Origin of the sequence: Brevibacillus porteri (genome assembly GCF_003013475.1) — a bacterium.
GTDB classification, from domain to species: Bacteria; Bacillota; Bacilli; order Brevibacillales; family Brevibacillaceae; genus Brevibacillus; species Brevibacillus porteri.
Map to the genome: position 1 here is coordinate 26,818 of NZ_PXZO01000056.1, position 13,807 is coordinate 40,624.

At 42.5% G+C, this 13,807-nt stretch carries 9 protein-coding genes and 1 pseudogene; 5 read left to right on the top strand and 5 right to left on the bottom strand.

The window, feature by feature from the left end:
• Window positions 1-16 precede the first annotated feature (16 nt).
• On the top strand, window positions 17-1,312 hold the full coding sequence (gene hcp, locus C7R92_RS26145; RefSeq protein WP_106836159.1) for a hydroxylamine reductase: 1,296 nt from the start codon (window positions 17-19) through the stop codon (window positions 1,310-1,312).
• 78 nt (window positions 1,313-1,390) lie between these two features.
• On the opposite strand, the gene C7R92_RS26150 is transcribed toward hcp, so the two are convergent.
• The 3 genes from C7R92_RS26150 to C7R92_RS26160 all read right to left on the bottom strand — a co-directional run bounded on the left by C7R92_RS26150 (window position 1,391) and on the right by C7R92_RS26160 (window position 4,572).
• A complete protein-coding gene (locus C7R92_RS26150) occupies window positions 1,391-2,776 on the bottom strand; it encodes a YcdB/YcdC domain-containing protein (protein ID WP_106836160.1) in 1,386 nt (461 codons plus the stop codon).
• A gap of 169 nt (window positions 2,777-2,945) precedes the next feature.
• Window positions 2,946-4,007, bottom strand: coding sequence for a hypothetical protein (locus C7R92_RS26155; RefSeq protein WP_106836161.1), 1,062 nt, complete (start codon window positions 4,005-4,007; stop codon window positions 2,946-2,948).
• On the bottom strand, window positions 3,997-4,572 hold the full coding sequence (locus C7R92_RS26160; RefSeq protein WP_106836162.1) for a sigma-70 family RNA polymerase sigma factor: 576 nt from the start codon (window positions 4,570-4,572) through the stop codon (window positions 3,997-3,999). The genes C7R92_RS26155 and C7R92_RS26160 overlap by 11 nt, the downstream gene beginning before the upstream one ends.
• A gap of 351 nt (window positions 4,573-4,923) precedes the next feature.
• Here C7R92_RS26160 and C7R92_RS26165 point away from each other — a divergent pair, with 351 nt between their 5' ends.
• Window positions 4,924-5,523, top strand: a complete 600-nt coding sequence (locus tag C7R92_RS26165) for a DUF2785 domain-containing protein (protein WP_244195831.1) — start codon at window positions 4,924-4,926, stop codon at window positions 5,521-5,523.
• Between the two features lie 78 nt (window positions 5,524-5,601).
• On the opposite strand, the gene C7R92_RS26170 is transcribed toward C7R92_RS26165, so the two are convergent.
• Window positions 5,602-6,195, bottom strand: a complete 594-nt coding sequence (locus tag C7R92_RS26170; protein WP_106836163.1) for a YdeI/OmpD-associated family protein — start codon at window positions 6,193-6,195, stop codon at window positions 5,602-5,604.
• A 127-nt stretch (window positions 6,196-6,322) separates the two neighbouring features.
• On the opposite strand from C7R92_RS26170, the gene C7R92_RS26175 reads away from it, so the two are divergent.
• Entirely contained in the window at window positions 6,323-7,213 is an 891-nt protein-coding gene (locus tag C7R92_RS26175) for a hypothetical protein (protein WP_244195832.1), read from the top strand.
• Between the two features lie 210 nt (window positions 7,214-7,423).
• Window positions 7,424-9,043, top strand: a pseudogene (locus C7R92_RS26180) (APC family permease).
• A gap of 60 nt (window positions 9,044-9,103) precedes the next feature.
• On the opposite strand, the gene C7R92_RS26185 reads toward C7R92_RS26180, so the two are convergent.
• A complete protein-coding gene (locus C7R92_RS26185; RefSeq protein ID WP_244195833.1) occupies window positions 9,104-10,900 on the bottom strand; it encodes an FG-GAP-like repeat-containing protein in 1,797 nt (598 codons plus the stop codon).
• Window positions 10,901-12,073: 1,173 nt separating this feature from the next.
• Between C7R92_RS26185 and C7R92_RS26195 the strand changes: the two genes are divergently transcribed.
• Window positions 12,074-13,786, top strand: a complete 1,713-nt coding sequence (locus C7R92_RS26195; RefSeq protein ID WP_106836165.1) for a methyl-accepting chemotaxis protein — start codon at window positions 12,074-12,076, stop codon at window positions 13,784-13,786.
• Window positions 13,787-13,807 lie beyond the last annotated feature (21 nt).

Genomic DNA, 13,807 nt, shown 5'->3' on the forward strand with positions numbered 1-13,807 from the left:
AAGGAGTGGATTATACATGTTTTGTTATCAATGTGAACAGACTCCATCAGGTGGTTGTAAGGTCATCGGCGTTTGCGGAAAGAATGAAGATCTTGCGAGTATTCAGGATACCATTATTTTTGCTTTAAAAGGAATTGCCGCTTATGCAACACATGCTCGTCAACTAGGCTATATCGATCCTGAAGTAGATGGGATTACACAGGAAGCTCTCTATTTTACATTGACGAATGTGAATTTTAACTTGGATGAACATTTGCAAATGGCCATGAAAGTAGGCAAAGCCGCCATCAAAGTCATGGAGCTTTTGGATCGGGCTCATACGGATCATTTCGGAGTCCCGCAGCCAATCACAGTCTCGCAAAATAAAATAGAAGGAAAGTGCGTCATTGTTACGGGGCACAATCTGTTTGCTCTCGAAGAGCTGTTAAAACAGACAGAAGGTAAAGGAATCAATGTGTATACGCATTCCGAAATGCTGCCTGCACATGGCTATCCCGAACTGAAGAAATATCCTCATTTGAAAGGAAACATCGGGAAAGCATGGTACGATCAACGTCAATTGTTCGAGAAATTTCCCGGCGCCATACTGGCTACAACAAACTGTGTGATGCCCATTCGAGGCAGCTACGCCGATCGTTTCTTTTCGTATGATATAACCGGATTGGAGAACGTGACGAAAATTGTAGATAACGATTTTGCGCCACTCATTGAAAAAGCATTGTCTCTTCCTGAGGCTTCCATCGAATCGGAACTGACATTGACGACCGGGTATCATCACAAAACGGTCCTCGGCATCGCCCCTGAAATCATTCAGGCAGTCAAGGAAGGAAAGATCAAACGCTTCTTCGTCATCGCTGGTTGTGACGCTCCTGGCAAGGGAGGCGAGTATTATCGTGAATTGGCTACGTCCTTACCGCTAGAAGCAGTCATTCTTACTACCTCCTGCGGAAAATTCCGTTTTAACGATGTAGATTTCGGCATCGTGCCAGGTACCGACATCCCAAGGTATATCGATTTGGGACAGTGCAATAACTCGGTTTCTACCATTACGATTGCAGCTGCATTAGCCGATGCCTTCGAATGTGAAGTGAACGAGCTGCCGGTAAGTATCGTTCTTTCCTGGTTTGAACAAAAAGCGGTCGCCATCCTGCTCGGTCTGTTTAGCCTGGGGATACAAGATATACGGATCGGTCCAAAATTGCCTGAGTTCATTCAGCCCGGTGTTCTGCAAGTACTACAAGACTTGTTCCATATCCAATTGATTGGTGATGCCCAAGAAGATATGAAACAAATGCTGGGAATCACTCAGTAGGCAAAATAGAAAAAACGGCTGGCAGAAGGTTAGTTGTAAGACTAACCTCTGACAGCCGTTTTTTTCATTCGCGATTGCTCATTTGCTTTCTTCACGTTTTAAAAAACTGATCCATTTTCCTGTGTGTGCGTCGACAACTCCTTTATCTCCGCTGAGGCGGTAAACAAGCCGCGGTTTTGGTTGCTCTACCTCGTTAAAGTCTATATCCGGTAGCAAGTAGTAGAGTTCGAGCGATTTTTTTGCGGCTTGCTCCGTTTTTTTCGCAAAGGCGAGGTCTACTCGCTGCATGTTATTGTCAAGAATCACTGGCGAGGGGAGCTCATCATCCCCTATAATACTGTTGCCTGAGTACGGGTTGACAGCTACTTCAAATCTTGCGTCCTTAATCAGAAGACCATTTTTCAACCATCCAAAATGCACTTTATAGTCCCGCCAATTCGTCTCCTTCCCCCTCAGACCTCCATCATACGGCTGTGGTTCAAGCATATAAATATCTGCCAACTGATCACGGAGCGTCGTTTGCAGGAGATGGATTGCGCTTGCCTCCGCTTGCTCGCGGGTAAAACCTCCGTCTTTCTGACTCCCAGCCTTTGGAGCTGAAGCAGAGGGCATTTCCTTCAAAATCTTGATCGGTTGCTTTGGTTTCGCCACCGCCCCTTTGCCATCGATCATCACGCCTGAGATCGCATCTACCATTTGCGGATCGGTTGGTAGGTAATCGTAGACCAACATGTATTTCTGCTTATGATCTTCACCGTAAAAACTCTTATAATACATGGTTGGCTCCGTTTTTTGTTCCAACAGCTCGCGCGCTTCCTTTTCCGATATGATTTGGCTTGCGTCAGGCAACTCTCCCTCATACCATAATCGATTGAATCGCAGAACCTTTCCGTCTCCTCGCGCGGTTACAGCGATCCAATTATCCATAAAAGGAATACCATTCTCTACTCTCTGAAATTTAAAATAGTACGTACCGTCGCTCTTGTAATCGACTTCATCTGGCTCTGTTAGCTTCGCACGTTCTTCAGGAGGAATGACTTTTGTGAGAAACTGCATTACTCCCTCAAGAGCGATCTGCTTTCTATTCATTGTAGCAGGGCCTGGGGCTTCGCTGTGATTGTCATGATATAGATATTTTAACAGGTTCCCTGAGACAGGATGAATTTTATAGCCGATACTTGATTTATCTGAATGATGCCAACCAAGGCCCCATCCCGCATAAGGTGTAAAGTCATCATGCGGTTCGATGTATTCTCCATATCCATACTCATAACCTTCGGGAATAGTCACCCATTTCTTGGCGTATTCAATAGCCTCTTGTTCTGAAAGAATCTTTTCTGATTTTTGTTCAGCTGCCGCCTGTACCAGTGTACTCTCATCTGCAATATTGCCTAGTACGAGTAAGGATGAAAGCAAGAGAATCGACAATCGTTTCCAAAATCCTTTTGTACTCCTTTGCTTCATACACATGTTCCTCCTCTATCTATTCCCATTGATTTCATCGGATGATTACGGATTTCATCACATTGATATTTTTCCATTCTTTGTTAACTTTATATCAATATACATATTTTGTAAAACAGAAAAAGAGACGGTTTCCCGCCTCTTTTTCCTCCACCTTGACTTGCTATTTCTACCATTCCGTTTCCGTTTTGTGTTCAATTATGTGTACGACTTTTGGTTCAACTTCTTTCATCATTTGTTTCAGTAAATCATCGCTGATCGTTACTTTATTTTTTCCATCTTGAAGCTGTCCTTCAGCCTGTGTTCTTGCAATCACATCAATTACTTGTTGTTTCGAGATATTTTTCGATGCTGCAACCTCCACAACAGATTTCCCTTTTGCTAGTTCTTCTTTTAACTCTGTCGGGCTCATTTTTAGTAAAGAAAACAGTTTTTCATCGTTTAAGAAGTAATCAGCAGTATAATCAGGCTTACCATTTAAAGAGAAGAACCCTTCTACTTCCTTGTTTGATGGTGCAGGAGCTAACGGAGAAAGACTAATCGTATTACCTTGAACAAATGCTTGGTAACCCTCTCCCTCTGATCCCTTCTTCGTGTAATTCAAGATAAATGTTTTCTGATTTGGATTGTCCATTTGCTCCATGGCAGCCTCATAATCTTTGATGTTGCCATACAATTTATCAATGAGATGATCCACCTTCGCCTTGATTTCCTGATCGGGCAAAGTAATGAGTGGCTTCTCCTTAGGCTCCCAATTCTCTTGCGTCAGGTCTTGAATCTCATCCGTAATACCGTTTGTATGGAGGGTAATCTTTTTGCCAGTTCCCCCTTTTTCCTGCAAGACGATGCTTAGTTGGACCTTTTTGGTTGAATCATTGGGGTCTCCAAGGTAGCTTGCATCAATAATCTCAAACGATTTTGTTTCGGGAATTGCAGCATACAGCTTCTCAAGTGTTGCCTTACCAACCTCATCCAGCTTGACTTGTTCAGAAGTCATTGGTGCTCGAGTAAGCATGTCAATCACAACAGGGGCCGCAAATGCTGCGGTTGGAATCAAAATCGCAGCAGCAACTAATCCACCAATTAAACGTTTTTTCATCGTTATTTCGCTCCTTTTTCGTTGCAAATAGTGAGAATAGGATTGTTCTATACGTTTGGAAATGGCCGGCGGACACTCCATCGTTTCTGCCTCTTCGTGCAGATGTTCACGGATTTTGCGTTCAATAGTCATTGATCTTTTCCATCCTTTCCAGGGGGAGACTCCCTAAGGTTTTTCTAAGCGCCTGGAGGCCAGCATGATATCTGGACTTGACTGTACCCAGCGGAATATCGAGCAAAGTCGCAATTTCCTCAAGAGTATAGTCGTGATAAAAGCGGAAGATAATCACTGTCCGCTGTTTGTCGGTCAGTCTTCGTATGGACTGGGATATCATTTGGTTTGTACCATCCATCAACGCAGTATGTTCATCCCAATAAGACTCTTCGTGGGAGTAGGCACGGACGCGTTCAAAAATGCGGAATCTCCTCCAGCTCTTGACCCGAAATCTCTGCACTTGACGGATTACCAGGCCATGCAGCCAGAACTGGAAAGGACGGTTCGTATCGTAATTAGCAAGTGAGGTCCACATTTGCATATAGATTTCATTCATGACATCTTCCCGATCCTGCTTTTGATCCACCAGAAAGGAGACGGTCCGGTATACGTCCTGAAAGGTGGCATCATACATCGTATGAAATGCCTGTTCATCACCCTCTTTCATTTTTATAAGTAATTGATACATCTCTTCATTTTCCATTCAGAGGGCCCTCCTGAGTAAGCTTACACACTATATTGTCTCTCTTTCGGAAAAAGGTTCGGTCCTCTTCTTATTTTTTTTGCAAAAGGTGAGTATCCTAGGATCCCTGTGCGTGCTCGTACTGCTACATCTCACCCCACCACAGTCAGAACTGCTCATGTTTTGGAGGTTGATAACCTATTTATGTCGAAATCTAAAATGACAATAATCACTAAGTAAAGCCACAAAGTCAGTTCGAAGAATAAAGAGTGGGAGCACATTTATACAACCTTATCACATTGGATTCCTGGTAATTCTCTAACTGCAAACGAACTAGAACAACTGATACCAATCATTCTAGATAAAAACCATTTGCTTTTTAAGCTTGGTGAAACAAATACAGACTCTGTCTTTACCCGCTCTTTCTCTATGCTAGTCATCCCCCTACTCCTCATGCGGCATAGAGAATCACCCTTTCTCTCCAGAGAGAACATCCATGCGATAAAAGAGAAAGTATTTTTCAACGTACGTGAAGAGCGAGATTACCGAGGATATGATGAAGAAAAAGGTTGGGCTCATGCCATAGCCCATGCAGCGGATGCATTAGATGATTTAGCTCAATGTTCCGAGTTGGATAAAAGTGCCCTCATAACCATCCTCGATTTGGTTTACGAAAAGATGACCATAACCGATCGAATTTACTCCGATGGGGAAGATGAGAGAATGGTAACAGCCATTGTTAGTATTCTGAATAGAAAAATGCTTAGCCAAAGTTATGTAGAGCAATGGATTCAAAGTTTTGGAGATGTAGATAAGAGTTCCGAATTTCTGCCTGCCTTTAAACAAAAAATCAATATAAAGAATTTTTTGAAGAGCTTGTACTTTCGTTTGAAATTTTACAAAGAAGATGCCGATCTCTGCCTAACCATCGAGCAGACATTATATAAAATAGAAAAAGTATACTATTCCTGATAGAGGACTGAAACGAATACAAAAACAAAAAAGAGGCGGTTCTCCCGCCTCTTCTTCACCATTTCCTCATCAAATATACTAATCATTTAATCCCTTTCCATCGAGAATTTGCTGCATGCATTTTTCAACCCTTGATTCACGCGTTTTGGCTTGTTTGGGTGCTGAAAAATGAAGAATGTAGGCTCTTTGCCGTCCCGGAGTCAATGCTTCAAAAGCAGTTTTCAAGGTAAGGATTTCATCCATTTTCTTTTGCAATTCTTCAGGAATGATGTATTCTTCATGCTTTTTCAGGCTCACTTCCAAGCCAGCTTTTTCAACTTCAATGGCTTCCTGAACATAGGCCTTCAAAATAGCTTCCATTTCCATGATTTCGTCCACATTGGTGAACCGGATTTGGCGCGCGGCCTGTACATTCTCCGTTTGTTGAATGAGAATCCCATTTGGATCTTTTAACAAGGCACCTTTTTGAAACAGTAGCGCACAATATTCTTTAAATCCATGTATTAAAACGATGTTTTTTTTCTCAAACGTGTAACAAGGATGCATCCACTTAAAATCTTCAGTCAGCTCACAGTCAAGGACAATACTTCTCAACTTCTCGTATTCAGCCTTCCACATTTTCGCCTTGCTTAAAAATTCATCAACCTTAGGATTCGTTTTACTTGTTGTCATCAAGGAACACCTCTCATCTAGTTGGTGTCATGTCAATTTTTAGTTTTGACATTATGGTATTTGTATTATTCTATCATCATGTATTCAGGTTCCTTCTTTTAAAGAATAAGCTCTATCAGATTGAGAGGTGATTGATTTGGATATCGATTTCTATAGGAAATGGGCTTGCCAAAAAATGATCGAATCGTCACAAAGCAATATGTGGGAAGGACATTGGGCGTGTGCAGTTATCGCCTTGACTGAACTCTTGGAAGAAAAACTTGTACCTGCCAAGTTGGAAGAGTTGATTCGTAAAAATCTTGATAAAATTGTGGAAGAACATGCAAACGAACAGCAGTATCGGGCAAACAACGAATACGAGGACTTTCCTGCTCAAATGATGAGACTGCTTGTCCAAAAGAACCAAACATGCCATGCGCTTGGTCATGACGTGATTTACACGTTCTATTTGCTGAGCATGCTCTCTCGTTCCGCTATTCCGGCAACTGCCGAATTGTTTGATGCCATGGGGAAAATTGTTGGAAACTTCGAAGCATCAGGTCCTGGTTTTGTTACTGTGAATGGAGAGAATATCATCATTGATCCTGACGGCGTACCATATACTGGTGTAAGATTACAGCTGACTCCGGAGACTGTGCTTGACTTACTCCATAACTTTCAGAGACCGGTGCAAATGGAGAAAGGCGATATGCAGTTGGGGCATATCCTTACGCATGGTCACGCCATTGTAGAAATGAAACAAGCTTATCGCCATGATGTACACGACAATCTCGATCCGGCCTTTTACGCAAGAATCAACCTCTTGGCTTATGCAAATACACTCGAGGAAAATCGGGTTGAATCTGAGTCGGCAATTACGGCAAACGAGTTGAATCCATTAGAACCTTCTTACTGGGAACAGGCGTTAGCTGAAAGCAGACATGGCCATTTTTATAAATACGCGTACAGTTATCTGAGACTTTACCGTATGGCAGGGTGCAGTCCATCCGATTTTCGATTGTTTCAACGTATTCTGTGAATGACTTGTTCCGAGGAGTCATTCCTGTAAAAGACTCTAATTACATGATTGCAACGGGTTTTGTCCAAAAGCATGAAGCTAAAGGACAAGAACCCGTTTTTTTTAGCCTACCCACTTACATAGTTGCCAATCCATGGGAAACAAAGAAATGGACTCATTTTTTTGTAGCTGTGGGAAAACTAACGAGAAATGTCAGATAGGGGAATACACATGATCTCAGAATTCAAGCGATTTTTACTCGGTAGACCTATGAAATCAAGTGAACTTGCCGAAGAAAAGTTAAATAAAGTAAAAGCTTTGGCGGTTCTTTCATCTGATGCTCTTTTCTATCCCCATTTCCATTGCGGTTGTTGGTCTTTTAACCATACTCATTTTGTCTTACCGTCAAACCATCTTTGCTTATACAACAGGTGGTGGAGCATACATTGTCGCAAAGGACAATGTAGGAACCACTACTGGACTGGTTGCAGGTGGCTCTTTGCTCGTGGACTACATTCTAACGGTTGCTGTTAGTACGTCTGCTTCTACAGACGCTATTACTTCGGCATTTCCAGTGCTTCATGAACATCGCGTTCTACTTGCCTTGTTCATGATTGCAATCGTTACGATATTAAATTTGCGTTCGTTTGTTGTCGCTATCCTCGTCTTAATTATTGGCGGCGGTTTTCAATGGTTGGCTGGAAATGTTCGAGCTCATCCCCCAGAATATGGGGCAGTTGTTCCGGGAATAACTTTATTCCTGCTATTGAGAGCGTTTAGTTCAGGGTGTTCGGCATTAACAGGGGTAGAAGCCGTATCCAATGCGATTCCCAACTTCAGGGACCCAGCACCGAAAAATGCAGCATTAACGCTAATCATAATGGGACTTATCCTCGGTGTTATGTTCATGGGCATTAGCCTGTTGGCTTATTTGTTTGGTATTTCACCGAATCCAAAGGAAACGGTGGTATCTCAAATTGCTTCTGCTGTTTTTGGACGAGGAATCGTGTATTACTCGATTCAGGCTGTTACAGCCCTTATTTTATTCCTGGCCGCTAATACTGCTTTTGCAGCCTTTCCTTTACTCGCCTTTATGTTAGCCAGAGACAGATTTATGCCAAATATGTTCATGGTTCGGGGAGATCGTCTTGGGTTTTAAACGGAATTATTTTCTTGGCTATTCTTTCAGCACTATTAGTGATTGTTTTTAAAGGAGAAACGGAAAACTTAATCCCTGTGGCTACTACCTTTTGTTATCAATACGTTAGGAATGCTAACGCCCCTTACCATTTGCCTCATCTTTTTGATTACAAAACTCTCTCAGGTTTGGCCGATTTTTATTTTCCTTCCTATTGTCATTTTCATCTTTAGGAAGATCAATCAGCATTATAGAGATTTAGCAAATGAGTTACGACTTGATATGGAAACAGACAAACCCGAACCCAAAGGGAGTGTAATCGTTATTCCTGTGGCAGGGATTTCGCAGGTGGTGAAAAACACCATTAGTTATGCGCAATCATTTTCAGATGACATTATCGCTGTCTACGTCGGGTTCAGTGATGAAGACATGAAAAAATGGAGGAAAAATGGGATCTTTGGAATCCCGGAGTACGTTTGATTGTCCTGCGTTCACATTATCGCAGTATCATAAGACCTTTGTTTAAGTTTATTGACACGGTTGAGTGGAAAAAGGCAGAAACGGATCATGTTACTGTCATGATTCCGCAGTTTATTACCAAGCGTTGGTGGCATAACTTACTTCATAACCAGACAAGTTTATTGATCCGCGCGTATTTATTTGCCCGCCAAGATGTAAAAATCGCTACGGTTCCATATCGCTTAAAGAAATGAAACAGTATCCATTAAGCCATAAACAACTAAGAAAACCCGTCCCTTTGTAAGGAGACGGGTTCATTTTTGATTTCCTTGATCATCATGACTACGATTTAAATCCAGTATGAGCCTAAAATTAGATTGAAAGACTACCCAATCATACACTTTTTTTACTCGAATGATTTCTGGCTGAATACTGTTGGAGACTCCAGAAGTGACGGTAACCACAAAGCTGCAAGAGGCCATATTTCCTGACTGATCTCTGGCTGTGCAGGTGAGCATCGTCATTCCTACAGGAAAGTCCATGGTAAAGGTTGCAACTGCAATTGGGGCAGGAGGAGAAAAGGACCGTGTGATCCCATGACAGGTAATAGAGGTTACCCCACAAATATCAGTGGCAGTGACTTCATAGGTAACAGTAGCGGACGTTTGCCCAGGTAAAACAAGGACTGTGATGTCTTCAGGACAAGTGATGGTGGGAGGTTCGTCCATAACTGTGATGGTAAATGAACATACTTCCGTATTGCCAAATATATCTTGTGCCGTACAGGTGACATCAGTATCTCCCACAGGAAAAAGGGATCCTGAAGGCGGAAAACAGGTAACGGTAACTCCCGGGCAAAGAGATACAGGTGTTGGATAGTTTACGATAGGGCAGGGTACTACCATGTCAGGTGGGCAGGTTGGTGGCTGCACGCATCCATTGAGCAAAACAGAAACATTGCTCGAATCCTCGTTTGCAGTAGCGATGTCAACTCTTCCGTCTCCGTTAAAATCAGCTACTGTAATACTGAAAGGACCTGCTCCTGTAGGGAACTGAAAGGGAGTCGAGAACTCTCCCGTCCCGTCATTGATGAGGACAGAAACGTTATCAGAGCCTTCATTCGGGGTAGCTAAATCAATGAATCCATCACAATTAAAGTCAGCCGCTGCTATATCAAAAGGAAATGCATCCGTTCCCAAGGAAAAGGGACTTCCCATTGGTTCTGTAAAAGAACCGAATCCATCGTTTAGAAAGACGGTTACATTACTCGTTGCGTTATTTGCGACAGCAATATCAGGAACCCCATCACCATTTAAGTCAGCAGATACAAGGCTACTGGGGGATGAGCCACCGGGAAGAACAGAGAAACTCACACCAGGAGTTTGGAACGTGCCGTTTCCATTCCCGCTAAACACGGTTACATCATTGGTGTCTCGATTGGCAGTGGCCAGATCAAGCTTGCCATCTCCATTATAGTCAGCAGCTACAATATCAGTTGGGGCCAATCCAGGGTTCGTGTCAAAAGGACTCCCTGGCGCCATGCTAAATACACCTGATCCATCATTCAACAAGACCGTAATAAAACTAGTTCCTGCAAGTTGGCCCCTATTTGCTATGGCTAAGTCTAAACCGTTCACCCCATCAAAGTCACCTATAGCAATAGCAAAGGATTCGGAAACAACAGGAAACACACCAGTACTGTAGGCTACAGGTGCAGCAAAAGTGCCATCCCCGTTATTGAAAAGGATAAAAACGCGGTTATTGGAAGATTGATCTGTAACAGCCAAATCGCTAGAACCATCTCCATTGAAATCAGCTGCTGCAATTTGACCTAGTACAGACCCTGGAAACAAAGTACTGAAGGGTATCGTTTGTGATACGGAAAATACGCCGGACCCATTGTTCAGAAGAATGGAAACATCATTGGACCCAATATCCACCACGGCCAAGTCTATGCGACCGTCTTTGTTAAAATCAGCAGAAGTAATGCTGGAAGGAGATGTTCCTCCTGTATTATATTCGACTGATGGCTGAAAAAATGGGCAGGCCAAATTGGATTCACCCTTTCTTACAGGAATACAGACGGCCATTCCCTGATCGAAATGCTTCACTCCAAACACCAATAAAGGCTAAAAAATGCACGTGGTGCATACTATGCAAATGCCTTTGATCATGATATGGCTGTTTAGGCATGAATGTGAATTTAATAAAACAAATGAAGAGGGGTTTCCCGCCCCTCTTCAACTCAATAAACCCGTCTCCTCAAAAAAGGGACGGGTTATTTTCTAGCAATCTAAAATAAAATCGACGAATACGGGAGAGCGTAACATTCCACTCTTTGTCCAGTTACGAAACTTGAAGCGAGCTGGACAACGTTTCTACATATATTTATAAAGTTGATGGCAGTAATGATGGTATTTACACTAGCTAGTTCAACACAAGCGGCATCAAATGAAGCAAACAAGGTTAATCAGCCAAATAAAGTTCAGGCAAATCAAAATTATTTATTTAATTTTTGGCATAATGGTTGGAAGCCAACAGCTATTGGAAGGATGCCCCTTTTCAGGTGAATATCAATTCAACTGTGTGTGGGAAGCTAAATGTCAATCAAGTTCCAGCAAATTTTCAAAATAGCGGGTTTTTAAACACATCGGTTAATCTGCTAGGGAACAATGGGCAAATCTATTCCTTTGACGGGATAACTGGGATAGGCACGTATGAGAAAAACTTTTGCCTTCAGCCTGGAACATACACAGTGAAGTATATAAATAATTCATCTTTCCCAATAAATATATTGGGGTATTTCACCTATTGATAAGTCCAAGAAATGATAAAAAAGCACCCCTGACTGTGTTTTTCTAGACAGCCGAATCCGCTCAGATTTCTGGGCGGATTTTTCGTTTGTGAATCTATACTATATTTCATATGACCTTACATATATCCGTATGATTAGGCGGCTATTATTTGTCATAGACTCGTATGGCGAATCCGTAGATGGAATAAGACGAGTAGCTTGTGAAATTAAATCCTTTAAAACAAAAAAGAGGCGGATCATCACCGCCTCTTTTCCCAAATCAATCCCAAGCAAACCTCTGCTCTTTCCAGGGATTGCCGTACATATACTTGTGTAACCATTAAACAGGTAAAAAAGTGCTCTCCTCGGTCAGCCCTTGCTTCTATCCGTCGGTGTTATCGACTTTAGCAGTCTACGAAATATGTTTAAAGTTTCAAAAATAGCGGAAAACAACAAGCATATCGTATTTTCATAAGAAAGGTGAGAGCGAATGTTCTTTCGAAATTTGAAGTTGTATTACAAAATCTTTACGCTTATTGTCCTAGCATTAATGATGTTGATCGCAGTCGGAGGGGTTGGGTACATTTCCACAAGAGATGTGGCCGAAAGCTCGGAAACGTTGTATAACGAAAACTTTTATGCTGTCGAGTCGATTAGCAAGATCCGCACCAATATGCAGACCAATGCCTCTTATTTTATGGAACTAATGGTTACCACAGACCAGAAAAGGAATAAAGAATTAATAGACAATATTGAACAAGTGAAAAATGATAATGCAAAAGTAATAGCCGATCTAGACAACATCGCTTTCGATCAGAAGAAAAGCGAGCTGTTCAAGAAATTCAAGGGATTGTATGACGCTTACGTTACTGAACGAAATAAAACAATAGAACTTGCTACAACCAATAGGAACGAGGAAGCGTATCAGTATTACCTAACAAAAGTCCACGCTGTGCAGCAAGATACCTTCGATGTGATGAAGGAATTCTCGGACTACATGAGCGATGATACAAGGAAGGTCAATGCAGAAAACAAGCAAAATGCCGAAACTGAAGCTACTTTCATGCTTGTTGCTGTCATCGTGTTTGTTATTCTACTAGCGGTAATCGGTGTTGTCATTAGCAATATGATTACAAAACCGGTAAAAAAAATACAGGAACTGATGAGCCGGGCCCAAGCTGGCGACCTAACCGTATTCGGAGAATATCAATCCAGGGACGAAATTGGGACACTTACCAAAGATTTTAATCAAATGATCGCTGGACTGCGTACCGTTGTCAGCAAAATTAACGACAATGCCCTTTCCTTGGCAGGGAGCTCGGAAGAGTTGGCAGCTAGCGCGGAACAAACAGCGGAAGCCACTACTGTCATTACAACGGCGATTCAGGAAGTAGCCAATGGCGCGGAGCAACAGCTTCACGGGTCAGAGGAGAGTGCGCATTCCGTGGAAGAAATGGCAGTAGGCATCCAAAAAGTTGCTGAATCAGCCTATACGGTGTCTGTCTCCTCCACAGAGGCTTCGGAGGAAGCGATCCAAGGGAATACTTCGATTCGAGAAGCTGTCGAGCAGATGGACTCAATCAAGGAGGCTGTAGATACCTCAACCAATGTCATAAAATTCTTGGGTGAACGCTCTGAAGAGATTGTCAAAATCGTAGATGTGATTACCGGCATCGCCTCGCAGACCAATTTATTGGCGTTAAACGCAGCGATTGAAGCTGCCAGAGCGGGAGAGAATGGAAGAGGTTTTGCTGTTGTAGCTGATGAAGTAAGAAAGCTTGCTGAACAATCGGAGGAATCAGCAAAACAGATTGCACACTTGGTTCACGAGATTCAAAACAATACGAACCATGCCGTAGGCACGATGAGTAAAGTAAACCAAAATGTTCAATCTGGGATCAGTGTCGTCCACGAGGCAGGTGAATCATTCCAGAAAATAGTAAACAAAATCCAGCACGTCACCGATCAAATTCAAGAGGTATCAGCTTTGGCAGAAGAGATGTCAGCTAGTTCCGAAGAGATCTCTGCTACTGTTTCTGAGTTTGGGCGGATTTCCAAAGAAACAGCTGGGAACTCACAGTTGGTTGCCGCTTCCTCTGAGGAGCAGTTGGCTACAATGGAGGAAATTTCAGCTTCAACCCAATCTCTAAATATACTGGCACAGGAGCTTCAGGAAATTACAGGTACATTTAAGTTAGCATAGCTCTATAGCCCCCTAGAGAAC